This window comes from Ruegeria sp. BC5 (genome assembly GCF_056539205.1).
Window position 1 is genome coordinate 38,026 of sequence record NZ_JBQFUN010000010.1, and the last position, 25,646, is coordinate 63,671.

Annotated in this window: 26 protein-coding genes and 1 tRNA gene; 10 read left to right on the top strand and 17 right to left on the bottom strand. The window is 57.5% G+C overall.

Annotated elements, in window-relative coordinates; all coding sequences use genetic code 11:
• The first annotated feature begins 58 nt into the window (after positions 1-58).
• The 4 genes from ACR0LY_RS18260 (at position 59) to ACR0LY_RS18275 (ending at position 4,632) form a co-directional block, all read left to right on the top strand.
• Positions 59-1,078 carry an amino acid ABC transporter substrate-binding protein gene (locus ACR0LY_RS18260; protein WP_170351661.1) on the top strand — a complete coding sequence of 340 codons (1,020 nt, stop codon included), beginning with the start codon at positions 59-61 and terminating at the stop codon, positions 1,076-1,078.
• A gap of 124 nt (positions 1,079-1,202) precedes the next feature.
• On the top strand, positions 1,203-2,471 hold the full coding sequence (locus ACR0LY_RS18265) for an amino acid ABC transporter permease (protein WP_170351660.1): 1,269 nt from the start codon (positions 1,203-1,205) through the stop codon (positions 2,469-2,471).
• Position 2,472: 1 nt separating this feature from the next.
• Complete coding sequence (locus tag ACR0LY_RS18270; RefSeq protein ID WP_170351659.1) at positions 2,473-3,828, top strand: amino acid ABC transporter permease; 1,356 nt, start codon at positions 2,473-2,475, stop codon at positions 3,826-3,828.
• Between the two features lie 12 nt (positions 3,829-3,840).
• Positions 3,841-4,632, top strand: a complete 792-nt coding sequence (locus ACR0LY_RS18275) for an amino acid ABC transporter ATP-binding protein (protein WP_302477207.1) — start codon at positions 3,841-3,843, stop codon at positions 4,630-4,632.
• 45 nt (positions 4,633-4,677) lie between these two features.
• Here ACR0LY_RS18275 and ACR0LY_RS18280 read toward each other — a convergent pair whose 3' ends face one another.
• The 3 genes from ACR0LY_RS18280 to argB are packed head-to-tail and all read right to left on the bottom strand — an operon-like array spanning position 4,678 to position 6,731.
• Positions 4,678-5,175 carry a SixA phosphatase family protein gene (locus tag ACR0LY_RS18280; protein WP_170351658.1) on the bottom strand — a complete coding sequence of 166 codons (498 nt, stop codon included), beginning with the start codon at positions 5,173-5,175 and terminating at the stop codon, positions 4,678-4,680.
• Entirely contained in the window at positions 5,172-5,849 is a 678-nt protein-coding gene (locus ACR0LY_RS18285; RefSeq protein WP_170351657.1) for a ferredoxin, read from the bottom strand. Before ACR0LY_RS18285 ends, ACR0LY_RS18280 begins: the two co-directional genes overlap by 4 nt.
• Before the next feature lie 18 nt (positions 5,850-5,867).
• A complete protein-coding gene (gene argB, locus ACR0LY_RS18290; RefSeq protein WP_170351656.1) occupies positions 5,868-6,731 on the bottom strand; it encodes an acetylglutamate kinase in 864 nt (287 codons plus the stop codon).
• 117 nt (positions 6,732-6,848) lie between these two features.
• On the opposite strand from argB, the gene ACR0LY_RS18295 reads away from it, so the two are divergent.
• A complete protein-coding gene (locus tag ACR0LY_RS18295) occupies positions 6,849-7,574 on the top strand; it encodes an SDR family NAD(P)-dependent oxidoreductase (RefSeq protein WP_170351655.1) in 726 nt (241 codons plus the stop codon).
• A gap of 83 nt (positions 7,575-7,657) precedes the next feature.
• Here ACR0LY_RS18295 and ACR0LY_RS18300 read toward each other — a convergent pair whose 3' ends face one another.
• From ACR0LY_RS18300 to ttcA, 7 genes are all read right to left on the bottom strand, one after another.
• Positions 7,658-9,061 carry a PepSY-associated TM helix domain-containing protein gene (locus ACR0LY_RS18300; protein WP_170351654.1) on the bottom strand — a complete coding sequence of 468 codons (1,404 nt, stop codon included), beginning with the start codon at positions 9,059-9,061 and terminating at the stop codon, positions 7,658-7,660.
• A 66-nt stretch (positions 9,062-9,127) separates the two neighbouring features.
• On the bottom strand, positions 9,128-9,496 hold the full coding sequence (locus ACR0LY_RS18305) for a DUF2946 domain-containing protein (RefSeq protein ID WP_170351653.1): 369 nt from the start codon (positions 9,494-9,496) through the stop codon (positions 9,128-9,130).
• Positions 9,493-10,146 carry a ribosome biogenesis GTP-binding protein YihA/YsxC gene (gene yihA, locus ACR0LY_RS18310; RefSeq protein WP_170351652.1) on the bottom strand — a complete coding sequence of 218 codons (654 nt, stop codon included), beginning with the start codon at positions 10,144-10,146 and terminating at the stop codon, positions 9,493-9,495. The genes ACR0LY_RS18305 and yihA overlap by 4 nt, the downstream gene beginning before the upstream one ends.
• Positions 10,143-10,880 carry an MOSC domain-containing protein gene (locus ACR0LY_RS18315; protein WP_170351651.1) on the bottom strand — a complete coding sequence of 246 codons (738 nt, stop codon included), beginning with the start codon at positions 10,878-10,880 and terminating at the stop codon, positions 10,143-10,145. Before ACR0LY_RS18315 ends, yihA begins: the two co-directional genes overlap by 4 nt.
• A complete protein-coding gene (gene yidC / locus ACR0LY_RS18320) occupies positions 10,877-12,700 on the bottom strand; it encodes a membrane protein insertase YidC (protein WP_170351650.1) in 1,824 nt (607 codons plus the stop codon). The genes ACR0LY_RS18315 and yidC overlap by 4 nt, the downstream gene beginning before the upstream one ends.
• A gap of 123 nt (positions 12,701-12,823) precedes the next feature.
• Entirely contained in the window at positions 12,824-14,368 is a 1,545-nt protein-coding gene (locus tag ACR0LY_RS18325) for a putative bifunctional diguanylate cyclase/phosphodiesterase (RefSeq protein WP_170351649.1), read from the bottom strand.
• Between the two features lie 71 nt (positions 14,369-14,439).
• Positions 14,440-15,333 (bottom strand): tRNA 2-thiocytidine(32) synthetase TtcA, encoded by an 894-nt coding sequence (gene ttcA / locus ACR0LY_RS18330; RefSeq protein WP_170351648.1) that lies wholly within the window; start codon positions 15,331-15,333, stop codon positions 14,440-14,442.
• On the opposite strand from ttcA, the gene ACR0LY_RS18335 reads away from it, so the two are divergent.
• The gene (locus ACR0LY_RS18335; RefSeq protein WP_480641217.1) at positions 15,332-16,390 is read left to right on the top strand and encodes an alpha/beta hydrolase; all 1,059 of its coding nucleotides are present in this window, start codon (positions 15,332-15,334) and stop codon (positions 16,388-16,390) included. The genes ttcA and ACR0LY_RS18335 overlap by 2 nt on opposite strands.
• Positions 16,391-16,418: 28 nt before the next feature.
• Here the strand turns inward: ACR0LY_RS18335 and yidD are convergent, their stop codons facing one another.
• Genes yidD through rpmH form a run of 3 tightly spaced genes read right to left on the bottom strand, consistent with a single transcriptional unit; the run spans position 16,419 to position 17,237 of the window.
• Positions 16,419-16,655 (bottom strand): membrane protein insertion efficiency factor YidD, encoded by a 237-nt coding sequence (gene yidD, locus ACR0LY_RS18340; protein ID WP_170351646.1) that lies wholly within the window; start codon positions 16,653-16,655, stop codon positions 16,419-16,421.
• Positions 16,652-17,077 (bottom strand): ribonuclease P protein component, encoded by a 426-nt coding sequence (rnpA, locus tag ACR0LY_RS18345; RefSeq protein ID WP_170351645.1) that lies wholly within the window; start codon positions 17,075-17,077, stop codon positions 16,652-16,654. The genes yidD and rnpA overlap by 4 nt, the downstream gene beginning before the upstream one ends.
• 25 nt (positions 17,078-17,102) lie before the next feature.
• Positions 17,103-17,237 (bottom strand): 50S ribosomal protein L34, encoded by a 135-nt coding sequence (rpmH, locus tag ACR0LY_RS18350; RefSeq protein ID WP_005980833.1) that lies wholly within the window; start codon positions 17,235-17,237, stop codon positions 17,103-17,105.
• A gap of 296 nt (positions 17,238-17,533) precedes the next feature.
• On the opposite strand from rpmH, the gene ACR0LY_RS18355 reads away from it, so the two are divergent.
• The 4 genes from ACR0LY_RS18355 (at position 17,534) to ACR0LY_RS18370 (ending at position 21,230) form a co-directional block, all read left to right on the top strand.
• Positions 17,534-18,265: a TVP38/TMEM64 family protein gene (locus ACR0LY_RS18355; protein WP_170351696.1), complete on the top strand. Its 732-nt coding sequence runs from the start codon at positions 17,534-17,536 to the stop codon at positions 18,263-18,265.
• Positions 18,266-18,269: 4 nt separating this feature from the next.
• On the top strand, positions 18,270-19,688 hold the full coding sequence (locus ACR0LY_RS18360; protein ID WP_170351644.1) for a dihydrolipoyl dehydrogenase family protein: 1,419 nt from the start codon (positions 18,270-18,272) through the stop codon (positions 19,686-19,688).
• A 15-nt stretch (positions 19,689-19,703) separates the two neighbouring features.
• Entirely contained in the window at positions 19,704-21,089 is a 1,386-nt protein-coding gene (locus ACR0LY_RS18365; protein ID WP_170351695.1) for a sensor histidine kinase, read from the top strand.
• Positions 21,090-21,153: 64 nt separating this feature from the next.
• Positions 21,154-21,230 (top strand) — tRNA-Arg (locus ACR0LY_RS18370).
• A gap of 623 nt (positions 21,231-21,853) precedes the next feature.
• On the opposite strand, the gene ACR0LY_RS18375 is transcribed toward ACR0LY_RS18370, so the two are convergent.
• Genes ACR0LY_RS18375 through ACR0LY_RS18390 form a run of 4 tightly spaced genes read right to left on the bottom strand, consistent with a single transcriptional unit; the run spans position 21,854 to position 25,645 of the window.
• Positions 21,854-22,663 carry an NAD-dependent epimerase/dehydratase family protein gene (locus ACR0LY_RS18375; RefSeq protein WP_170351643.1) on the bottom strand — a complete coding sequence of 270 codons (810 nt, stop codon included), beginning with the start codon at positions 22,661-22,663 and terminating at the stop codon, positions 21,854-21,856.
• Positions 22,651-23,553 (bottom strand): hypothetical protein, encoded by a 903-nt coding sequence (locus ACR0LY_RS18380; RefSeq protein WP_170351642.1) that lies wholly within the window; start codon positions 23,551-23,553, stop codon positions 22,651-22,653. The genes ACR0LY_RS18375 and ACR0LY_RS18380 overlap by 13 nt, the downstream gene beginning before the upstream one ends.
• Before the next feature lie 53 nt (positions 23,554-23,606).
• Entirely contained in the window at positions 23,607-24,602 is a 996-nt protein-coding gene (locus ACR0LY_RS18385) for a substrate-binding domain-containing protein (RefSeq protein WP_170351641.1), read from the bottom strand.
• Between the two features lie 56 nt (positions 24,603-24,658).
• A complete protein-coding gene (locus tag ACR0LY_RS18390; protein WP_174818509.1) occupies positions 24,659-25,645 on the bottom strand; it encodes an ABC transporter permease in 987 nt (328 codons plus the stop codon).
• Position 25,646: the final 1 nt, after the last annotated feature.

The following is a 25,646-nucleotide window of genomic DNA, read 5'->3' on the forward strand; positions in this document are numbered from 1 at the left end:
CAAAGGTGCCGGACAGAGCCGTCTCTGGATAGGGACGGGAAATCAGGAAGAGGTAAAAATGAAAAAATCCGTAATCTTGGGCGTGGCAACCATCGCCGGCCTGGCTGCTGGTGCGGCTGCGGCGGGGACTGCTGATGATGTCAAGGCGCGCGGCAAACTGAACTGTGGCGTGGCGACCGGTGTTCCCGGCTTTGCCAGCCCGGACGCCAATGGCGAATGGCAGGGCTTTGACGTGGCCGTGTGCCGCGCCGTTGCAGCCGCCGTTCTGGACGATCCGACCGCTGTAGAATTCATTCCGACCACCGGTAAGACACGCTTTACCGCGCTGGCTTCGGGCGAGATCGACATGCTGGCCCGCAACACCACTTGGACCTTCAGCCGCGACGTCGACCTGAAGTTCGAATTCGTCGGCATCAACTATTATGATGGTCAGGGTTTCATGGTTCCCAAGGCTCTGGGCGTCAGCTCGGCCAAGGAACTGGACGGCGCGACGGTCTGCATCCAGACCGGCACTACGACCGAGCTCAACCTGGCGGATTTCTTCCGCATAAACAACATGAGCTATGAGCCGGTTCCGATCGAAACCAACGCCGAAGCGCAGCAGCAGTATCTGGCTGGTGCCTGTGACGTCTATACCACCGACGCATCTGGCCTGGCGGCAACTCGTGCCACCTTTGAAAACGCTGGTGATCACGTGATCCTGCCCGAAATCATCTCGAAAGAGCCGCTGGGCCCGCTGGTCCGTCATGGCGATCACGAATGGGGCGATGTGGTCCGCTGGACCCTCAACGCACTGATCGCGGCGGAAGAGCTGGGTGTAACCTCGGCGAACATCGACGAGATGTCCAGCGGTGCCACCGACAACCCAGAGGTAAACCGCCTGTTGGGTACCGAAGGTACGCTGGGTGAGATGCTGGGTCTGGACGCGAACTGGGCACAGCGCGCGATCAAAGTTGGCGGCAACTATGGTGAAGTGTTTGCCAAGAACATCGGTGAGGAAACCCCGATCGGTCTGGCACGCGGCCTGAACGCACAGTGGACCGATGGCGGCCTGCTTTACGCACCGCCCTTCCGCTAAAAACCACGGAAAAGGGCGCGGGGCAACCTGCGCCCTTTTTCCTTCCATAAGAAACACGCCCGGAACGATCTGAGCAGAAGCAAACTCTGCCATAAACCGGGATGCACGGGGAAAAACATAGGTCATGACGACACTCACTGACCCGCCGAAGGAGCACTTCCGGCTGTCCATGCTCCTTTACGATACGCGGTACCGATCTGCGACCATTCAGGTCATAGCGATGATCGGTTTCATGCTTCTGGCAGCCTGGATTATCAACAACACCATTCAGAACCTCGAAACACTGGGCAGAACAGTCGGGTTCGATTTTTTTGCCGAACCGGCCAGCTATGACATCAACCAGCGTCTGCTGGAATACGACTCGCGCGATACCCATCTGCGTGCGGCGTTCATAGGCCTGCTAAACACGCTGGTTGTCGCAGTTCTGGGCTGTATCACGGCAACGATCATTGGCGTTATGGTCGGTGTTTTGCGCCTGTCGAATAACTGGCTGATCGCGCGGATCATGACGGTTTATGTCGAAATGTTCCGCAACGTGCCAGTGCTGCTTTGGATCGTGTTCGCCATGGCCATTCTGATCGAAAGCCTGCCGGCACCGCGCGCCTTCCGGGGTGAAAACCCAGAAGCCACTATGGATCTGTTCGGCACAGTCGCTGTGACCAATCGCGGGGTCTATATCCCCGAATTCCTGTTTTCGCGCGGGTTGGGAGATATTCACCTGTTCGGCACGTCGAGCCTGCGGTTCGATGTTTCGCTGGACCTCATCGCCTTCCTGATCGTTCTTGGCGGCAGCATCTTCGCAATGCGCAAAGTGTCGGCCTGGGCCAATGCGACGCAGGAAAAGACGGGTGACCGTCCGACCATCTGGCACATCCAGCTGGGCTTGCTGTTCGTTCCGTCGATTATTCTGCTGACGGTGCTGGGCTTTCATTTAGGCTACCCTGAGTTGAAAGGCTTTAACTTCACCGGTGGCACCCATATGCGGAACTCGTTGATCGCGTTGTGGCTGGCCCTGTCGCTGTACACTGCGGCTTTCATCGCCGAGATCGTTCGCGCCGGTATTCTGGCAATTTCGAAGGGTCAGACCGAGGCCGCATCCGCACTGGGTCTGCGCCCTGGCCGGACCATGCGTCTGGTGATCCTGCCGCAGGCGTTGCGGGTGATTATCCCGCCGATGATCTCGAACTATCTGAACCTGACCAAGAACTCGTCGCTGGCGATCGCGGTCGGATATATGGACATCACGGGTACTTTGGGTGGCATCACCATGAACCAGACCGGCCGCGAGCTGGAATGCGTTCTGCTGCTGATGCTGGTCTATCTGTCCATCTCGCTGAGCATTTCGGCGGTGATGAACTGGTACAACAACCGTGTCAAACTGGTGGAGCGGTAATATGAGTGATGTTTCATTTGTCCGCACGGAAATGTTGCCGGAGCAGGCACCACCCGCATCCGAGGTCGGTGTGCTGGGATGGATCAGGCATAACCTGTTCTCAAGCTGGCTCAACGCCATCCTGACCATCTTCTCACTGTTCTTCATCTACTATGTGCTGTCCAACATCCTGTCATGGACGTTCGAATCCGTATGGAATGCCAATTCTCTGTCGGAATGTCGCGAGATCATGATGGCGACATGGGGTGATACTCATGGCCATGCCTGCTGGGGTGTTATCAAGGACCGGTGGCTGCAATTGCTGTACGGGTTCTATCCGCCTTATCCGGCGCATCCGGACGCGACGTGGTCTAACCCACCTGAATCGGGCGGCTGGCCGGCCTATTTCCGGCCGAACCTGACCTTCATCCTGTTGCTGGTTGCTATTGCGCCGGTGTTGTTCACCAAAGTGCCGCGTAAGCTGTTGTTCGTAACGGCGGCCTATCCGTTCCTGCTGCCTTGGCTGATGTGGGGTGGAAGCATTTGGGGGCCGCTGATGGTCGCTGCTGGGTTCGCCATTGGGTACTTTGTATACAAGCTGGCGCTACCCGCCGCAGGTTCCTTGATGGCGCTGATTCTGGCGATTGGATTGCCGATACTCTGGTGGTTGTTTGCCTCTGGACCGGTTGCTGTTGCGATCGATTCAGTGATTCCCGTTGGTATCGCGCCGGTCGAAAGCCGCGACTTTGGTGGCTTTATGCTGGCAATCTTGTTGGGTGTTGTGGCCATTGGTGTCTCGCTGCCAATTGGCATCGTTCTGGCGCTGGGTCGGCAGTCCGATCTGATGATCGTCAAATACCTGTGCGTAGGCTTTATCGAGTTCATTCGCGGCGTGCCGCTGATCACCTTGCTGTTCGTGGCCTCGCTGCTGTTGAACCTGTTCCTGCCGCCGGGAACCAATTTTGACATCATCCTGCGAGTGATGATCATGATGACCCTATTCTCGGCCGCCTATATGGCCGAGGTGATCCGGGGTGGTCTGGCAGCCTTGCCGCGTGGTCAGTACGAAGGGGCCGACAGTCTGGGCCTTAACTACTGGCAGGCCCAACGGCTGATCATCATGCCGCAAGCGCTGAAAATCTCGATCCCGGGCATCGTGAGCACCTTTATCGGCATTTTCAAGGATACCACGCTGGTCTCGATCATCGGTCTTTTCGACGTGATTGGCCTGACCAACGGCATCCGCGCCGATACCGCCTGGAACGGCGTCTACTGGGAGCTGTTCGCCTTTATCGGCGTTCTGTTCTTCGTCGTCTGCTTCTCCATGTCCCGTTATTCCATGTATCTGGAGCGCAAGCTTCAGACTGGCCACCGCTAAGGAGTTCAACACATGTCTGAACTTGCAATTGAACGCGAAATCGACCGCTCCAAGATGCAGGTGAGCGACGAGGTCGCCATCGAAATCACCAACATGAACAAGTGGTACGGGGCCTTCCACGTGCTGCGAGACATCAATCTGACCGTCAATCAAGGCGAGCGGATCGTGATCGCGGGGCCATCGGGGTCGGGCAAGTCCACTCTGATCCGCTGCCTGAACGCGCTGGAGGAACACCAGCAGGGCAAGATCGTTGTGGACGGGACCGAGCTGTCGAATGACCTCAAGAACATCGACAAGATCCGGTCCGAGGTTGGCATGGTGTTTCAGCACTTCAACCTGTTCCCGCACCTGACCATTCTGGAAAACTGCACGCTGGCCCCGATCTGGGTGCGCAAGACGCCCAAGAAAGAGGCCGAAGAGCGTGCGATGCATTTCCTGGAAAAGGTGAAAATCCCTGAACAGGCCGACAAATACCCCGGTCAGCTTTCGGGCGGTCAGCAGCAGCGTGTGGCGATTGCCCGCTCGCTCTGCATGATGCCGCGGATCATGTTGTTCGATGAACCGACATCGGCGCTGGACCCTGAGATGATCAAAGAGGTGCTCGACACCATGATCGAGCTGGCCGAGGAAGGCATGACCATGCTGTGCGTGACGCACGAGATGGGCTTTGCCCGTCAGGTCGCCAACCGTGTGATCTTTATGGATGCCGGTCAGATTGTGGAACAGAACGAACCGGAAGAGTTCTTCAACAACCCACAAAGCGAACGGACCAAGCTGTTCCTCAGCCAGATTCTGGGCCACTGATCCCAGAGAAACGGACGAAAAGGCGGGGTTTTGCCCCGCCTTTTTTCATTCCAGCAGCTCCCGTGGAATGACAAACCCCTGCACGGTGCCGCTGTGCCATCGGACATGCGCCCAGTCGTCAATTTCAAACAGGATCACAGTGGTGGCGCAGGTCGGGTAGTCGTGGAACCGGGCGTGGTCCGGTGCCTCCCGGACAATGCGGCTGGCAAAGACTCCGATTCCGGGGTTGTGGCCCAGCATCAGCACTGTGGGTTCTGTCGCCCCTGACAATTCGGTCAGAATGTCTTCGGACTCCGCGTGATAAAGCGCGCGGTGAAACGTGATCTTGTCCGCCTGCAGCCCCATACGATCCCAGGTTTCACGGGTGCGGGTCGATGTTGAACTTAGCACCTCATCTGGCAGCCAGCCGTTTGCGCGCAGCCAACCGGCTATCGCCGGGGCGGATTTGCGTCCGCGTTTGTTCAAAGGGCGATCATGATCCGAAAGATTCAAGTCATTCCAACTGGATTTCGCGTGGCGAGTCAGGATCAGGGTGCGGCTCATGACGGGTGAAAGGCCTTCATGTGATGGGCAGATTGCTCAGCTTCGCGCCCTGCACCCTCGCTGAGGGGGCAGGACAGCCGCGCCAGACACCCACCTGTCATGCAGGTCTGCCCTGCCGCGGTGGACAGATGAGCGTGACAGGCCCCGACATCGTAGAAATTCTGACTGTTCAGCGCGCCGACGGGGCAGGTTTGGGTACAGGGGGCCGGGCAGTTGATGCAGGGAGAGGTGCCGGGAACCTCGGGGATAATGAACTCTTCGGTAAAATGCAGCGCCCCACGGTATGAGATCATCATGCCGACCGTATCATGCACCAGTGCGCCCACCGGACTGCTGAAGGTACGCCCGGATTTCAGGGCCCAGTCGATGAAGGGTGCGTAGGGCGGGCCGCCGAAGGGAAAATGTGCCTCGGCCCCCAGATCGCGGGCCAACTGCCCAACCACGCGCGTTGACCACCGATCAACCGGGTGGTCACCTGGCCATTCGGGCGCGGACTTCAGCGTGGGCCAGAATGATTTTCCCGCGCCCAACAGGATCAGCGTGCCGCCATCCAATTGTTTGGCGTCGACCCGGTGTGGGTGCAGGGCGCCCATCACGATCAGACCCGCTTGCAGCACCGCATGTTCCACGCGGTCGTAGAAGGTTGTCGAGGAGGTCGGGGGACGTCCGGTCATGTCTCCTCCGTTGGGTAATTAGTCGGGCCGGATAAGCGAGCCTGCGCCGTGTTCGGTGAACAGCTCCAACAACACCGCATTGGGCGCACGCCCATCCAGAATGACCACGGCCCGTACGCCGCTGTGCAAGGCATCCAGAGCCGTTTCGGTCTTGGGGATCATCCCGCCCGCAATGGTGCCGTCCATGGTCATTTCGCGGATCTGACCGGCTTTCAGCTCGGTCACAACCTCGCCGCCCGCGTTCTTAACGCCCGAAACATCCGTCAGCAGCAGCAGCCGGTCCGCCTTGAGCGCCGAAGCAATAGCCCCAGCAGCAGTGTCGCCATTGATGTTGAAGGTCTCGCCGTTCTTACCTGCGCCCAGAGGCGCGATCACGGGGATCACGTCATGCGCGAACAGGTTATGCAAAATCGCCGGATCCATCTGCGACGGAGAGCCGACAAACCCAAGTGACGGATCGGCCTGATCGCAGATCATCAGGTTGGCATCCTTGCCCGACAGGCCCACCGCCTTGCCGCCCTGACCATTGACTGCCTGCACGATGCGTTTGTTTACCAGGCCGGACAGCACCATCTCGACCACTTCGACGGTGGCTTTGTCGGTCACACGTTTGCCGTTCACGAACTCCGACTGGATGTTCAGCTGATCCAGCATCGCGTTGATCATCGGCCCGCCGCCATGCACGACCACCGGGTTGACCCCGACCTGACGCATCAGAACGACGTCGCGGGCAAAGCTTTCCATCGCTTCGTCGCTGCCCATGGCGTGGCCGCCCAGTTTGATGACGACGATTGCACCGTCATAGCGTTGCAGATACGGCAATGCGCTGTTCAAAGTGGCGGCGGTGGCGATCCAGTCCCGGTTCATGTCTCGTGTCTTCATATCTTGGTCCTCTTCCTCACGTGTTAGGCGTTTTGGCGGCATAAGCCAAGATCGCTGTTGTGAGTGCAGTCGCCACTGTTAGTGTGCCTGCATGCCCTGAAACAGGAGACACATCCAATGGAGCAAAAAACTCTTATTCTGACGGGTGCTAGCCGGGGCATTGGGTTCGCAACGGTTCGTCGGTTCCATGCCGAAGGTTGGCGGGTTATCACGTGCTCGCGCTCTCCTGTGCCGGATGATTGTCCGTGGGAAGGAAAAGAAAATCATTTGCAGCTGGATCTGAGCGATCCTGCCGAAACGATCAATTCAGTTGGTGTCCTGCAAGAAATGGTCGGAGGCAAGCTACACGCCCTCGTCAACAACGCGGGGGTGTCGCCGAAGGGCCCAGAAGGAGAGCGATTGAATACGCTGGACACCGACCTCATGACTTGGGGGCAGGTGTTCCACGTCAATTTCTTTGCTTCCGTTGTTCTGGCGCGCGGCTTGAAAGAGGAATTGGCCGCAGCCCGTGGATCAGTCGTTAACGTGACATCCATTGCAGGCGCGCGCGTACATCCGTTTGCAGGCGCGGCCTACGCTACATCCAAGGCGGCGCTGGCAGCGCTGACGCGGGAAATGGCACATGACTTCGGCCCAATGGGCGTGCGGGTGAACGCAATCGCACCTGGTGAGGTTGAAACCGGAATCCTCAGCCCCGGTACCAATAAAATAGTGGAAAATCTGCCGCTTGGACGGTTAGGGCAGCCTGAAGAAGTCGCAGCGACGATCTATTTCCTGTGTTCTCAGGAAAGCTCATACATCTCGGGGGCGGAAATCGAGGTGAATGGGGCACAGCACGTATAGGACATTGGCGGACGCTGCCAAACCCAGACAGCGGAAACATCGGGATAGATCGGGCCGCACCGATGCGATGCGGCCCGGATTTGTCAGCTCAGGACTTTTTTCATCACCGGGATATTGCTGACCAGCAGAAGGTCAAAGACCAGCACCGCCAGCAATGTCAGACCCACCAGCGGGAAGGCCATCGCGGTGAACAGACCGATCACAACAGCCCCTTTCCACAGCGGCATTTCCGCAGGCATTGGCGGCGCGGCCAGTCGCCCCGCACTCTGTGGTCGCCGTTTCAGCCACATCACCACGCCCGAGACGCAAGCAAAGATGACCGACAGGCAGAACACGACGTTCAGGATAAAGTTCCACGTCCCCATCAGCCCCATGTGAAACGGAATGCCAACAGCCATGGACTTCCCCATCAGCGAATAATCCTGATACCGCACATCGGCCAAGATCTTGCCGGTATACTGATCCACATGAACGGTGCGGTCGTTTGCCGGATCGGTCGAGTCGCTGCTCATGCTGTCGCGGTTCAGGGTCCAGACGCCCTCCTCGCCGTTGGGATACGCGACGCGGAAGCGTCCTGACATGTCCAGCGCCACTCCCAACGCCACCAAGGCATCGATATCCACCGGCGCGCCTTGCGGTACGCCATCAATCCCGGCCTCAGAACCCGAGGCGGGCATCGGCGTTTGCTCTAGCGCCCAGGGAACGTCGTTTTGGTGCCCGTGGTTCATGCTGGCGTGGATATCGTCCGAGAGGGGCACGTTGTCCCATTTCTCGGCGGGGAAGCTGCTCCAGGGTTGTACGATCATTCCACCCCAGACACCGGCCCAGGAGAGGCCCGAGATCAGAAAGACAACCAGCAGCCCGGACATCCAGAACCCGATCACGGCATGTAGGGATTTCCACAAAGCACGGCCTCGCGTGCGCAGGTTGGGGACAAATGCAGCCATGGCGTTGCCGCGTGGCCACCACATGTAAAGACCGGTGAAGACCATCAGCAGGCTCAGACCGGCAGCGATTTCAATGATGCGATCCCCGGTTGTCCCGATCAGCAGGGTCGAGTGAATATTGTCCGCCAGATCGTACCAGCCCGCGCGACGATCCCAGATTTGCAGGACCTCTCCGGCATAGGGGTCGACGGCTACAAGGCGTTGGCCTGCCTCGGTTTTGATACGAAACACGGTGGCCAGATCGGCGGCTTTCGGGCCAACCCATTCGACGACTGTACCGGGGAGTTCGGTTAGCGCGACCTCGGCTTGTTGCGATATTGGCAGGGCGGTTCCCTGAACTTCGACCGAAATTTTTTCGCCATCGCGACCGTCATATTGGGTGATGAGCATCATCATCAACCCGGTGACGGCCAGAATGATCAGGAAGGGGATAACGAAAATCCCCGCATAGAAATGCCACCGCCAGGCGGCGAAGTAGAACTTTTGCGCAGCAGTGTTTTGCGCCGGGGTGTCCCCCAGGGTTTGGCTATCAAATGCCATAGTGTTCTCCGGATTCGAAAATTGCCCCGCGCAGCGTATGCGCGGGCTCTCAGATGTTGAGGTGAATCAGGAGAAGACGGGAGGCGCCCGCGCGTCATAACGGGCATAGTACCCGGCGCTGCGATGGGTAAAGTCGTGGTGGACCCAGCGCGGCTGGATCGTTGCCTCGAAAGGCATGGTGTCCCCGACGGTGGTCAGGGCGACATCAGCGGTCAGCCCCGCGAAGGGGCACATCGCGCGCTCGTCGGTGTCGTCGTGTATGGGATCGTCCGGATTCAGATCGACCCATTGCTCGACCGTGCCTTCGCCGGTGCAGAGAACCAGCAACACCTTGCCGTCATTGCCCATTGTGGGCATCCAGCCCTGCGGAATCACACCGGTCAGCAACAGCGCCAGTGTGGTCAACAGGCCAAATAGACGAAGCGGCAGAGTCATTCCAGATGCGCGATGATCGAGCGCAAGGTCGGAATGCCATCGCCTTTTTCGGACGAGGTCAGCACGATTTCAGGAAAGGCCGCAGGATGTTTCGACAATGCGCCGCGCACTTGTTCCAGCACCTTTTCGCGTTCTTTGGCTTTGACTTTGTCTGCCTTGGTCAGAACGCATTGAAAAGTCACAGCGCTGGTGTCCAGCAGCTTCATGATCTCAGCATCCACCGGCTTTACCCCATGGCGCGCGTCGATCAGGACAAAGGCCCGGCGCAAGGTCTGACGTCCGCTCAGGTACTGTTTCAGCAACCGCTGCCACTTTTCCACCACTTTCACCGGCGCATTGGCGTAGCCATAACCGGGCAGGTCGACCAGATATAGTTCGGGGCCTTGAGTGAAGAAGTTGATCTCTTGCGTGCGGCCCGGAGTGTTCGACGCGCGCGCCAGTCCCTTGGTGCCCGTCAGCGCGTTGATCAGGCTGGATTTGCCCACATTGGAACGGCCGGCAAAGCAAACTTCAAGCCGATCCGGCGCAGGTAGGCCATCCATGGCGACCACGCCCTTGACGAATTCAGACTCGCCCGCAAACAATTTGCGTCCGCGCTCCAACGCGAATTCATCGGGGTTTTCGGCTAAAGGAAACGGGAGGGGGCTCATAACAATTCTACCTTATCGCCAACCGAGATTGCGCCGCCTTCAAGAACTTCGGCATAGACGCCGAAATCCTGGTGACCCCAGGTTTCAAGTGCGCCCAATGTATCGGTATCGCGTACACCTGTGTCAGGGTTGGCTGTGGTTGCCAAACAGCGGGTGATGCGCTCGCGTACGCGAAGCACGGCCTCGCCGATCTGAACCTCACGACCCAGCCAGTCGAATTCTTCCCACAAGGGCAGGCCGTCGAACCAGATGTTGCCTCGCCAGCGGCGCACCGACAAATCTTGGCCCAGCTTTTGTCCGACCGCACGATGCGATGCCAGGTTGCACAGGCTGATTGAAGGGAAATCACTGTCGGTCATCCCGCGCCCTGGAACCCGAATGATCCGTGCCGAGGCCGCGCGGTTTGCGGGCATTAGGGGCTGGACCCAATCCAGAAACGCCTGTTGCTCACTGTCTGGGGCAAAGGTCAGGTCAGGGCGATCCGGGTGGGACAATGTCAGTGTGTCGCCGTTTGATTGCGTTGAAATCGCCATCAACTGTGGTGCTTTTGCGCCGCGACTGAAGTTGGCGCAAGGGACCCATTTTGAACCATCCGCTTTGGATGCCTCATGCGCAACCGCCCAAACGCGATCCCCGGGCATGGTCTGCCCGGGGGTCACATTTACGGTTTCGACGGCTTCGCGACCATGGCTTTTGATCGGATGCCGCCAAAGCTGGGTCACTTCAGCTGTCATTTATCATCCGTTTTCGGCGTGCGCTTGAAGCTGGACTTAATGTTGCCGAACACGTCCGGCTTAAAGCCTTGGCTGCGCATGATCAGGTACTGCTGGGTGAACGTGATCGTGTTGTTCGCGATCCAGTAGACAACCAGACCACTCGCAAAGCTACCCAGCATGAACATGAAGACCCACGGCATCCAGGCAAAGATCATCGCCTGCGTCGGATCGGTTGGCGCCGGGTTCAGCTTTTGCTGCAGCCACATCGAGATACCCAGCAACAACGGCAGGATACCAATAAAGATCAGTGCCATGATCGTGTCGGGCTGCGGACCGGCAAACGGCAGCAATCCAAACAGGTTCATGATCGAGGTCGGGTCTGGCGCGCTGAGATCCCGGAACGGGCCAAACCACGGCGCTTGACGCAGTTCAATGGTGACGAAGATCACTTTGTACAGCGAGAAGAAGATCGGGATTTGCATCAGGATCGGCAGACAGCCTGCGGCGGGGTTCACTTTTTCCTTCTTGTACAGCTCCATCATGCCTTGCTGCATCTTCTGACGATCATCGCCTGCTGCCTCTTTCAGGGCTTCCATCTGCGGCTGAAGCTCTTTCATCTTTGCCATCGAGACGTAGGATTTATACGCCAACGGGAACAGGATCGCCTTGATGATCAGGGTCAGGCCGATGATCGACCACCCCATATTGCCGATCAACGCGTTGATATTGTGCAGCAGCCAGAAGATCGGTTTGGTCAGAAAGAAGAACCAGCCCCAGTCGATGCTGTCGATGAATTTCTGTACGCCTTCCGACTGATATTCGCGGATGGTTTCCCATTCCTTAGCACCTGCGAACAGCTGTGTGGTGACCTCTTCGGTAGCGCCGGGGGCGACCGTCAGGGTCGGCAGCACTGTTTCGGTTTGGTATATCTTGCGGCGTTCGTCGTATTTTGCTGCGGCCTTGAACGGTGTTCCCGGTTCCGGGATCAGTGTGGTCATCCAATAGTGATCGGTAAATCCGATCCAACCGTCTTCTTTGACCTGATAGACCTCGGCTTGCGCGCGCTCGTTCGGGTCGATATCAAAATCGCGGACATCGCCATAGTCAATCTCGGCCAACGTGCCGTCGGCCATGCCGATCACGCCTTCATGCAGGATGAAAAAGTTCTTCAGACCGGGCAGATCGCCATCCTCGCCAATGCCGTGGCGGGCCAGGATGCCATAGGGGGCCATGCCAACCTCGGCCTGGGTATTGTTTTCGACCGACTGGGTGACCGTAAACATATAGTTTTCGTCCACCGAGATCATGCGGCGGAAGGTCAGACCTTTGTCGTTTTCCCATTTCAGTGTGACCGGAGCGTCGACGTCCAGCGTTTCGCCGCTTTCGACCGTCCACAACGTGTTCGGGCCGGGCACATCCGCGCCTGCCACACCGGTTCCCGGCGCCCAGCCATACAGGGCATAATAAGCCGAGTCCGAGCCAACCGGAGACAGCAATTCGACAATCGGCGCCCCTTCTTCGATCGAGACCTTGTAGTCCTTCAGGAACAGCTCATCGATCCGTCCGCCCGACAGCGACAGACTGCCTTTCAGCCGGGGGGTGTCGATTTCAACCCGTGGGGCTTGCTCCTCGGGCAGGGTTTCTTCTGCGGCCGCCGTCGCCTCACCCACAGTGCCAGCGGCGCTGGGCGTCTGAACCTCATTACCCTCGGCGGTGGCAATCTCAACCTCGTCTGGAGTGAGTGTCTGCTCCGGCGGGGGAAACAGCACGAACCAAACAAGGATCACGATAAAGCTGAGCACGGTTGCAAGGATGAGATTCTTGTTCTGATCGTCCATCGGGGACAGCCACCTTAAGCAGTGAAACACACCCGGTGGGTTCAACAGAGTGCAAGCCCAAAGGTCAAGCGGATTCGCCCGTCATTTCCTTTTGGATCGCGTTTCTGTGGCGTAAATCAGCGATTACGGTCCTGTCTTGCGCCCGATCTTCGGCATTCCGTTGACCTTGTTCTGATGTGCCGCGATCCAATCCAGCGTCTTTTCAAAGGGCATTGGCTTGCCAATTCCGAACCCTTGAACATGATCGCACCCCAATTGCGCCATCAAGGCATGCTCGCCTTGGGTCTCAACCCCTTCGGCCAGCGTTTCGACATTCAGCCGCTCGGCCATCGTCAGTATTGCGCTGACCAGTTGTTGCTGGCTGGCGTCGCGATCTGCCTTGGCGACGAAAGAGCGGTCAATTTTGATCCGCGAAACATCAAAGCGCTTGATCGAAGCAATAGATGCGTGGCCGGTGCCGAAATCGTCTAGATCGATGCAGCACCCCAACTTGGCCATGCTGGTCACGTTGCGGGTAATCACATCGTCGGGGCGGCGCGAGAACACGGTTTCCAGAACTTCCACCGCCAACCTGTCCGGTGTCAAATCATTCTGGTCCAACTCCCATTTCAGGCGGTCGATCAACGCTGGATCGCGCAGTTCTTCAGATGAGAAATTCACGCCGATCCGGGGAACCACGACCGCGGCGCGATCCCAATCGCGCATCGCGGCGAAAGCATGGTGCCGCATCGCCTGACCGAATTTCTCCATCAACTCGGCCTGCTCAGCGAACGGCAAGAATACCTGTGGGCTTAATACACCCTTTTGCGGGTGTTCCCAGCGGGCCAGAGCCTCGAAACCCGTAACGCGACCTGTGTCGGTTGAGATTTGTGGCTGGAACCAAGGGCGTATCTCACCATTGTCGAGCGCGTCCTCAAACTCTTTGCGAAGATTGGCGCGAATGCGCGAGCGACGCTGTGTTTCGCTGGAAAAGGCACGAATGGTCGACGGCCCGTTCCGCTGCGCCTCGCCCAAGGCGGCTTTGGTGGCGTCGACCCAATCCTCGTATTGATCCTTTGGGACGCTGCTTAAAAGACTGAATCCGATGGAACAGGAAACATAGACACCAGCACCGTTGAGCGTAAAAGGTTCTTCAACGACAGCCTGAATGCGCCCCGCCATCTGAATGCAGGCCTCAAGATCCAATTGGTGGGATGGATGCAGGCCGATTGCGATTTTGTTAGGTTCCAGGCGGGTCGCGATATCCTGTGTTCGGATAACAGAAAGAATGCGGCTGCCAAATTGATTAGTCAGATGATTTGCCGCCGAATTGCCGTGAAGATCGAGAAAGTCGGAATAATCATCCAGGGCGATTAGAAGGCAAGCCGAATCCGCACCATCGGTTACTACGTTTTTGAACATGCCTTCCAGCTCGTTGTAAAAGCTGTCTATCGCCATCATGCCACCAGGCGGGTTGCGCCGCTGAAGCTGCCTGTTGGCGCGGGCGTCAAAGGTGGCCGCGCCTGCGAATATCAAGGGTAAAACGAGGGCGGCAACCACCAACGCCCGTTCCCCGCCGATCCAGAACGCCGCCAAACTGATGGCGGGCACAAAGGCCAGCGCAGCAGGGCCATTCAGAACAGGAGCAAGAGCATCAAGAACGCGTTCGAATTTGATATGTTTCCACATCGGTTTTCTGGGCCTCTACGTTTGGCAAAGCACGTATTGGGCAACCGTAGAAAACCAATCTGAGTCAGACGTTAACGCAGTTGAGGAATTTCGTCCGAATTTTCGTCTTTTTTGCTGGGGTTTAGCGCAAGGTTGGCGAAATCGAACAGTTTTGGGTCCAGCAGATGCGACGGTCGCGCGTTGGTCAGTGCCCGAAACATCACTTGGCGTCGACCGGGGCTGTTTCTTTCCCACTGATCCAGAATCTGTTTCACCTGCTGACGCTGCAAGCCGTCCTGGCTGCCGCATAAATCGCAGGGGATGATCGGATAGTTCATCGAGGTGGCGAATTTCTCGCAATCGGTCTCGGCCACGTGTGCCAGTGGGCGGAACACGAACAGATCGCCTTCTTCGTTCACCAGTTTCGGTGGCATCGTGGCCAGACGCCCGCCGTGGAAGAGGTTCATGAAGAACGTTTCCAGAATGTCGTCCCGATGATGGCCCAGAACCACGGCTGAGCAACCTTCTTCGCGGGCGATCCGGTACAGGTTGCCTCGGCGCAGGCGTGAGCACAGGGCGCAAAATGTGCGGCCCTGAGGAACCTTGTCCACAACGATGGAATAGGTGTCTTGGTATTCAATGCGGTGAGGCACGCCCATGCGTTCCAGAAACTCGGGCAGGACCGTGGCGGGAAAACCAGGCTGACCCTGATCCAGATTACAGGCCAACAGATCGACCGGCAGCAACCCGCGCCACTTTAGTTCATAGAGAACCGCAAGCAGGGTATAGCTGTCCTTGCCGCCCGACAGGCAGACCAGCCAACGGGGCGGTTTGCCGTCCTTGTCATGGGCGGACGGGTCCACCATTCCGTAATGCTCAATGGCTTCACGGGTCTGGCGTACGATGCGTTTGCGCAGCTTCTTGAACTCGGTGGTCGAGGGCGCGCCAGCAAAGAGCGGGTGGATATCGTCAGTTTCGTCAAACATGCGCCGTGGTTACAGTCGATATGGCAAGCGAGCAAGCGTGATAAGCCGGATTGTAGATTTTGGGGCATTGTTGACCTGTGATAAAAGGGCGTCATTTATCGAGGAGATTATTATGGACTATGCCTTTGTTGCCCGCGGCAAAAGCGGAAACGGCTTTTCTAACGAGCCTGCAGCCAGCCATTTTCTGGAAATTCCGGAAAGCGCGGATGATATGATGCTGTCGCACAAGATCACAAAGCGAGAATGGCGCGACAAGGTCATATTGGCCGCTCAGGGCGGTACGACGAACCCTTATACCGAGGGTGACATCGTGTTCTACGTGCATGGGTTCAATAACTCTCAGGCGGAAGTTCTTGTGCGGCACCGCAAAATCAAAGCAGGGCTAAAAGAACACGGCTTCAAAGGCGTTGTTGTGAGCTTTGACTGGCCCAGTGCGGATTCGGCCTTGAATTACTTGGAGGACCGGATGGATGCCAAGCAATCGGCCTTCCGGCTGGTGAGGGACGGCGTCGCGATGTTTTCTGAGATGCAACGACCAGAGTGTCGGATCGACTTGCACGTACTGGCACATTCGATGGGCAGCTATGTGGTGCGCGAGGCATTTGATGATGCCGATGACCGAGCCCGAATTGCCAGCAAAAGCTGGTCAGTCAGCCAGGTTATGTTGGTGGCTGGAGATCTGTCTGTCAAATCGCTTGATCCGGAGAGCTCCAAGTCTTCATCGCTTTATCGTCACTGCGTACGACTGACGAATTACTACAATACAATGGATGACGTACTGTCGATATCTGCGGTCAAACGGATCGGGGTTGCACCAAGGGTTGGGCGGAATGGTATGAACAGGCCGCTGCATAGCAAGGCCGCCAATGTGTATTGCGCGGCGCGCTTTAAACAAGGCGGTTTTGACGGCGGTATCAATTCCGGACACACGTTTTATTTTGATGACCCGGTATTTCTTGAAGACGTGTTCCACACCATTTCTGGCAAGTTGGACCGCGAGGAAATCCCGACCCGTACACACACGACGCAGGGCAACCTTGCTTTAAGGCCGAGTTGAGACCGCTATTCTTTGATACACGTCTGCTCTAGTCTTTTGGTTTCTGCTCTGGAACCGGGTCATACCCGTCACCACCCCAAGGATGGCAGCGCCCGATCCGCCGGGCGGTCAGCCACGCGCCTTTGATGGCGCCGTGCTTTTCCAATGCTTCCAGCGCATAGGCCGAGCAAGTGGGTTGATAGCGACAATTGAAGCCAACCCAGGGGCTGAACACCAGCCGATAGGCCCGAACGGGTAGGGCAAAGATATGAGACAGCAGAGTCATTTCCGCGCGCTGTGAATTTTGCGCAGGGCATAGCGCAGATCATCCAACAAAGCTTCATACGGGCGCGCGGCAGTGACCTCGGCGCGGCCGATCAGCACGTAGTCCCAACCATTCTGACCCTGTGCGGGCAGAACCGCGCGGGCAGCTTCGCGCAGGCGCCGCTTGGCGTGGTTACGCGCCACCGCATTCCCAACCTTCTTGGAACAAGTGAATCCGACGCGAATCCCCGTAGCTTCATCCGCAGCACGTTTGCGCGCCTGCACCATCATGGACGAGGTGCCCTGCCTGCGCGCGCGGGCGACTTTCAGGAAATCGGATCGTTTCTTGAGAACAGTCAATGTTTCAGGCACGCAAACGGACGCCGCCGGGGGCTTGACCCTCGGCTGGTTCTTACCATCCTCAGGGGCCTCCGGCGGCGTCATGTTCATAACCTGATCGGTGAGCGGTTTATGCGCTCAGCGATTTGCGGCCGCGTGCGCGACGTGCGTTCAGGATCTTGCGGCCGGCCTTGGTGGCCATGCGCGCGCGGAAACCGTGGCGGCGTTTGCGAACCAGGTTCGAAGGCTGATAGGTGCGTTTCATCGCTCCGTCTCCAATCTATGCGGTGGGGTGCGGCGCGGATTCGCCTGGCCCTAGTGTTCGAAGCCCGTCCTCTACTGGGTAGCGGTGGGTAAGTCAAACCCCTAGGTGGGGGTTTTGACGCCTTTTGCAACAATTCTGGTACGGCGTCACGCAAAAGGTTTCAAAATAGCGGTTTTATGGCCTCAAACCCTCACATTACCTGCCATTTGTATCAACGCCGCGTGAGGTCTCTGTTGTAAGGGTCCTGCGCGGCGCATGTTGGGGGCAGAATGAAACGCACCAAACCGGACAGCTTGATGAGCGAAACCACCCAGACCCCGCGCAGAGGGCTTGCGCGACACGTACCTTTGCTGGTGATTCTCGCCGTGGCTGCGGTGGGGTTCTTTACGGTGGGCGATTATCTGACGTTCGAGACGTTGCGTGACAACCGCGAAGCCCTTTTGGCGTGGCGGGATGCGAATTATTGGTCCATGGCGGGTGCTTTTGTGGCGATCTACATCGTCATCGTCGCCTTTTCGCTGCCCGGCGCGGCTGTGGCGTCCATGACCGGAGGGTTTCTGTTCGGCCTTTTTGCCGGAACCGTTTTTAACGTATTTGCAGCTACCATCGGTGCATCGGCGATCTTTCTGGCCGCGCGTTGGGGGCTGGGTGAATCCCTGACCGCACGGCTGGAGGCTTCGGAAGGCACCGTGAAAAAGCTCAAGGACGGCCTGCGCGAGAACGAAATCTCGGTGCTGTTCCTGCTGCGTCTTGTGCCGGTTGTGCCGTTTTTTGTCGCCAATCTGGTGCCGGCACTGGTGGGGGTGAAATTCCGCAACTTCTTGATCACCACAGCGCTGGGCATCATTCCGGGCGGCATCGTGTACACCTGGATCGGTGTCGGTTTGGGTGGCGTGTTCGACCGCGGTGAGACGCCGGATGTCTCGTTGCTGTGGGAACCCTTCGTAATCGGCCCCATCCTGGGCTTGTGTGCGCTGGCCGCGTTGCCGATAGTTATCAAAGCCCTGCGCGGCAAAAAGGACACCTGAACTCATGCAAGAACTGAAGACGGATATCCTGGTGATCGGGGCCGGGTCGGGTGGCTTGTCCGTTGCTGCCGGGGCTAGTCAGATGGGGGCCGACGTCATCTTGCTGGAAGGTCACAAGATGGGCGGTGACTGCCTGAATTTTGGCTGTGTACCTTCCAAGGCGCTGATCGCCAGCGGCAAGACAGCTTATGGGCAGGCCCATGCCGCAGCCATGGGTGTGGTAGACGTGATGCCGCAAGTGGATTATGCGGCTGCCAAGGATCACGTCCGTGACGTGATATCCCAGATCGAACCGATGGACAGCCAGGAACGCTTTGAAGGCTTCGGAGTCAAAGTGATACGCGAATTCGGCAGCTTTGTATCCCCCACGCAGGTGCAGGCGGGCGATCACTTGATCACTGCGCGACGGGTGGTGATTGCCACCGGCTCGTCGCCTTTGGTGCCGCCGATCCCGGGTTTGGATCAGGTGCCATATTACACCAACGAAACCATATTCGAGCTGCGTGAAAAACCCGAGCATCTGCTGATCATTGGTGGTGGCCCTATCGGGCTTGAGATGGCACAGGCCCATATCCGTCTTGGTTGCGAGGTGACCGTGATCGAAGGCATGCAGGCGCTGGGCAAGGATGACCCTGACGCGGCGGCTGTTGTGTTGGACACTTTGCGCGCCGAAGGTGTAGCCCTGCATGAACAGGCGATGGTTGCCCAAATCAGGGACAATAACGGACTGGTCGATGTCGTGACCGAGAATGGCGATATCTACACCGGCTCGCATCTGCTGATCGCCGCCGGGCGCACGGCCAATACCGACCGCCTTAATCTGGAAGCCGCCGGGATCGAACCAACCCGTACCGGGATTAAGGTGGACGCCTCGCTGCGCACCACGAACCGCAAGGTCTATGCCATCGGCGACGTGGCGGGCGGGCTGCAATTCACCCATGTGGCCGGGTATCATGCCGGGATCATCATCCGCTCGGCCTTGTTTGGCCTGCCATCCAAGGCAAAATCGACACATATCCCCTGGGCCACCTATACGGACCCGGAGCTGGCGCAGGTCGGCCTGACCGAGGCGCAAGCCCGCGACCAGCATGGCGACAGGGTCGAGATCGCGCGCTTTGACTATCACCATAACGACCGCGCCATAACCGAACGCAAGACGAAAGGCTTCATTAAGGTCATGGTCGTAAAAGGTCGTCCCGTGGGCGCCACAATCGTGGGTCATCAGGCGGGCGAATTGATCAACTTGTGGTCGCTGGCGCTCGCCAATAATCTGAAGATGGGGCAGATCGCTGCGATGATTTCGCCCTATCCGACGATCGGAGAGCTTAACAAACGCGTGGCAGGTGCCTATTTCACGCCAAGGCTATTTGAGAATCAAATGGTTAAACGAGTGGTCGGGTTCGTCCAACGCTGGATACCCTGACCGGAAAAGGAGCGTATAGTGAACTCGCTGTCGGGCCGATTTCTGATCCTGACGACGGTCTTCGTCATGTTGGCCGAGGTGTTGATCTTTGTCCCTTCGATTGCGCGGTTTCGCGAAGATTTCCTGCTGAACCGTCTAGAGCGTGCGCAGATTGCCTCGCTGGCCTTGCTGGCCGATGATATGCTGGCCGAAGACCTTGAGGCCGAATTGCTGGTCAACGCGGGCGTGTATAATGTGGTGCTGCGGCGCGATGAAATTCGACAGCTGATGCTGTCCTCGCCCATTCCCGAACAGATCGCCAATACCTATGATCTGCGCGATGCCGGTCCGTGGATTTTAATCCGGGACGCCATGTCGCGCCTGTTCACACCTGAAAACGAAGTCATTCGCGTGATTGGTGAGCCGGTCAAAGATGCAGGTCTTCTGATCGAGGTCACGACAGACAGCAAGCCTCTGCGGATGGCGATGACCGATTATGGCCTGCGTATTCTGGGCCTGTCCTTTGTCATTTCAATTATCACCGCGTTTTTCCTGTTCCTTGCCGTGCGCGTTGTTCTGGTGAAGCCGATCAAGGGCGTCGTGGGGTACATGCAGCGCTATGCAAGCGCCCCCGAAGATGCCCGCGGGATCATCTCGCCCAATTCCAAAGTGACCGAGTTGCGCGAAGCTGAAGAGGCGCTGCAGCAGTTACAGACCGAACTGACGCAAGCTTTGAAGCAGCGCGAACGACTGGCGCAGCTGGGTGGTGCTGTGGCTAAGGTCAGCCATGACCTGCGTAACATCCTGACGTCGGCGCAGCTGTTCACTGATCGGATCGAGGCCAGCGATGATCCGCTGGTGCGGCGCATGGCGCCGAAGCTGGTCAACTCGATCACGCGGGCTGTGTCTCTGTGTGAAAACACGCTGGCGTTTGGTCGGGCGGAAGAGCCGGCACCGACCTTGACAATGGTGCCTTTGCGCGACGTGGCCGAGGATGTTGTGGCAAGTGAAAAGCTCGCCATTGCTGATGCCTGTGTCGAGATTGTGAACGAGGTTCCGAAAGACCTCGTGGCGCGCGCAGATCCCGAACAGATTTTCCGCGTGATGATGAACCTGGTGCGCAACGCGCGTCAGGCGCTGGTGGCGTCCGGAAAGCCGGGCCGAATCACGATTGCCGGCTGCGTACACGACAATGACTGGTGTGTTGAGATCAGGGATAACGGCCCTGGTTTGCCCCCGCGAGCGCGCGAAAACCTGTTCACTCCGTTTCAAGGCGGGGTGCGCAAAGGAGGCTCGGGCCTTGGGCTTGCCATCTCGCAAGAATTGGTGCGAGGACATGGTGGCGACTTGGTTCTAACCCAGACCGGACCGGAGGGAACCACCTTTGAAATCAGGCTGCCGCAGGGCGACGTGACTTTTTAAAAGTTTTTTGAAGAATCGGCTTGCACGTCCTCTGACGTGGGTCTAAATACCGCCTCACCAACGCGGACCGATAGCTCAGCTGGATAGAGTACTTGACTACGAATCAAGGGGTCGGGGGTTCGAATCCTCCTCGGTCCGCCATTGGTTTCCTGTTGTACGTCAGACGAATTTGACCTTTGCGTCATAAACTGACCCAACACCCCCTTTTTCGTATTCCCGCAGACTGTTTCGTTTGATCTGACTTCCGTCCAGGAAATCAGGGCTGATTTGCAGATCAGACGCCGAAGGCGCCTGTTCCTGCTGATCTGCCACGTGGCGAACGCGGGAGGGGGCGAGGCAGTGCTATTCGACAGGGGTGGTGCGGACCGCGGGCGCAGCCGAGGACACGGCCCTGTCTAATAGGGTTGCCCGAGGGGGAGGGCCGCGCCCTCACCCTGACGGCCAGTGACGTTTGGCTTGTCCAAATCCCGCTGGCCACGAAAGGAAAGTGGTGGGAAGGATGATATCTGAGGGGTTGAAATGATAGTTCGTTCGGTCCGCAGATAAGGCTCGCACTCAACCAGAGATCGCTTCAGATAACACCCGTTCAGCGACGTTTGCAGTTTGTTATCGAAGTATCAAACATCAATGGTTGCCAAATCTGGCGCTCGTTATGTCGCTCTCCGTCTACCGCGAAGCGGACAAAGATGACCTTTTCAGCGCTTACTTCGGTGCGAGGTTTCGGAAACTGAATGCGAGACGCAACAATGTCCGGGCCTTATACTCTACCAATCTGGAAAACGTGTCGTGAAATAACTAGGGAGCCGGACTGTAAACAGCCGCTGCAGCATGGATCTCAAGGAAATGCCCAATGTTATTTTCGCGGGGCTTCCATCCATTGGAGAGTAGCCAATCGCTTGCCGTGTTTCGGTGATATTCCAGCGCATCCCCGGGTTATCTGACATTAGGTTGAGGGCTGCGAAGGAAATACCCTTGGCATCTATTGCGGCGCGCATTCCGCTTAGAAAGTCCCGATCACTCAACCACATTTCCTGACCCCACCGGCCCATCGCCATGTGTGTGCCGGGTTGGTTGCTGTGAGTCCATTGCGTCCAGCCGATGCGCAAGCAGATGACCGACAGTCCGTGATGCTCGGCGAAATAGGCCCCTGTCCGTTCACAGAATAGCTTTGACATGCCGTAGGCGTTTACTGGCCCTGGTGGTGTCGTGCTGTTGAGCACCTCTTGCGTGAACCTTTTGTCGCCGTGAACCCAGTTGGAGCTGGCAAGAACCACGCGGCTGACGCCCATGGCTGCCGCATGGTGATAGAGAGAAAGCGTTGCATCCATATTGTGTTTGATCGCCGAGGCCCAAGTGGCGGAGGGCTCTCGGTCACCAGCTAGATGCACGATAACGTCCACTCCCTTAAGCAAACTGACCCAACTGCTGTCGTCGGACAGGTCTGCTGTGTGAATGTCGGGATGATCAACGGGACGGATGTCGATGCCAGAGACGGTGTAATCGGAGTCGCTTTCTAGCGCGTTGAAGAGTTTGCGGCCGAGATGCCCGCCTGCGCCTGTAATCAAGACATGCATGACAGGAACTCCTTGTTGTTTGCGAGTCCCAATGGCATTTGGGTTGCATCTTCATCCGTCAAGACGCGGAACGTTTGCCGAAAACTCAGCGTTTCATTCGGTGCGAGGTTGCGTGCCGGGGAGTGCCACTCCGCTTCGCAATAGGCGTAATCGGCTGAATTAAAGACCTCAAACGGATAGTCGTGTGCAAATTGATCGCCCTGTTGAGGTTCTGGTACCGAGCACATTAGCAACGGGGTGTTAGGGCCGCACCGCATCAGTGTACGACCGTTGGGGTTCGGTAACCCGACTTTGAATTCCTGCTGTCTGTTGCAATCCACGACAATGCCATTGCCGTGCGTCGCTATCATCCCTTCGGAAGAGCCAAAAACAGGATAAAACGCGGGGTCTTCCAACTCGACACCGATTTTGGTGGGGGTGTTAAGCATCATGACTGACCAAATGCCAGTCAGGCGCGACGAGGTCCCATGGTTGACCACGATGTGTTCTATTTCCCAGCTTTCCGCAGAGGTCAGCGTGATGCGGCGCGACACTGACAAGTGCGAGGTCGGGCATAATGCGCTGGTCATGTCGATACGAGTGCTGCTTCTAGAAGTGATCTGGTAAGAGCCGCTGTCCAACACGGGAAACGGAGCGCCGCTTACCCAGGACGCATCTGGGGCGATCCAAGTCTTCTCGCCGCCCCAGAGTGGAAAACCAAATTGTGGAGAGCGTGTGGGCAGATCAGTAAGCCGTGTGTCATCGACATCCAAACCGTCGAGATCTGCGTTCTGAAATAGGAGGGAGCGACCTTGGAAGTTTATATCCCATAAGCGGCCCCCGATGCCGGGCAGGAGTGTCAGCCGCAGATCGTTTTGCTGCAGGTGAAGAACGCTCCATCGGTCCAACATTTAACCCCCTCCTATCGGTTTCCCGGCGCGATAGAATGCACCGGGACAATCGCTTAGGTGTGCTTGAACTGGACGACGTTCTCGGCAGTAATCGGCATAACCCCGGTTTCAACGCGCTCGGGTAGAGGATTGATGCCAGCCGCCTTCCAATCGGGCAAGACCTTCAGCGCGTCAGTGTTCTGCCAATGCATCATGTGGAAGGCGAGAAAGATCTCAAGATAGGATTTCTGAGCCACAGCGCCGTGAATTGTGCCGTCTTCGATATAGGGAAGCATATCATCATTTCGGTCCATCGCGACGATCTTGATGTCCTTGCGTCCCGCCTCATTGATTGCAATTGCCGCGCCTTTGCCGCTGTCGCCGTCCGTGCCGCCAATGCCAACAATATCCGGGTTCGCCTGAATTGCCTGAAGGTAGGCTGTCGGCGCATAGGAAGGGTCGGCCTTATCGTTGACGACGTCGACCACTTCGATATCCGGGTATTTCTCAGCAAAGATTTGTTTGTACCCCTCGACCCGCTCCAATGTGGAGGGCGCAGGGAAAGTGCCGAGGATAACCTTGCCTTTCCCGCCAATCGCTTGCGCGAGCATTTCGCCGCCGACACGTCCTGCCTGAACGCCATTGATACCAAGGAATGTGGACCGGGGGCTGTCGGGAATATCGCCAATACAACATGTGACCGGAATGCCCGCTTCGACCGCACGTTCGACGCCGGGGGCCAGAGTGGCCGGATCACCGGGGAAGATAAGGATGCCTGCGGGACGTCTTGCGATCAGTTCATCCAATTGGCGTGCTTGTGCGGCCGTGTCGAAATCCAAGGGGCCCGTGAATGTGGCCTTGATGCCCATCAGTTCCTCAAGGTCTTCCATTGCATTTCGATAGTCCACCCAGAACGGCACCTGCGTGACGATGGACAGGAACACATACTCCTTGCCGGCCGCTTGCGCCATGGCTTCTTTGGACAGCATGGGCAGTCCGAACGCTGCGGCCAATCCAGCGGTGGTGCCCGCTGTCAGCAGCCTGCGCCGATTCACGTTCAATTCAGTCATCGTAGTCTCCCTGTTTTGGATCTTTGGTTGTTGTTGAGTTTTGGAAAGCTTCGGGATTAGCCCCGTTTGCTTCGGATCAGCATGTCCAAGGCGACCGCTGTAACGAGTACACCGCCGATGACGATCATCTGCCAGTAGATCGATACAGCCAGCATCGTCATAGTGTTGTTGATCAACGCAACGAAAACGACGCCGAGGAAAGCACCAAGAATAGTACCTTCGCCGCCGCGTAGAGATGCGCCACCGATGACAGCCGCTGCCAGAACCTGAAGTTCGATACCGTTTCCTGCCGTGGGCGTGCCGCTCATCAGGCGGGAGGCCAGCAATACACCCGCCAAAGCAGCCAGAATACCGGTCAGTGCGTACAGAATGATACGTACGCGTGTGACATGGATGCCTGACAACATCGCGGCCTTTTCATTGGCGCCGATGAAATAGACCTGACGGAAAAAGCGCGTATGACGGACGGCCAGGTCAAACAGAACGACGAGCAGAATGGTGAACAAGACGATTACCGGAAAGCCGCCTATGTCAGCTTTGCCGATCCAGGCAAATGATGCCGGCAGGCTTGAGACAGAAAAACCTTCGGTCAGGACAAGAGCGATGCCTCGCGCGATCGACATCGTGCCGAGGGTCGCGATAAGCGGATTGATCCCGAGGCCGGTCACGAGCAAACCGTTCACTACCCCGACAATTCCACCCAACACTAATCCGCATACCACAGCGAGCGGAATTGGCATGCCAGTCAAAAGCAGCATGGCTACGACGGTAGAAGACAAAGCCATAACCGATCCAACGGAAAGATCGAATCCGCCGGATGCAAGTAGGATCGCCATACCGATCACGATGATCGCGGTGGGGGCCATGCCCACGGCCACGGCTCGAAAGTTCGAGAAGCTGAGGAAATAGGGATTAACGTTGGACATCACGATGATGATGGCGGCGATCAGAACGATCAGCGTCAGTTCACGAATATCGACAAAAGCTTGTAGAACACGGCGCAGCAGCGGACGCTTCATGGGCAAGTTGGCTTGAGCGGTCATG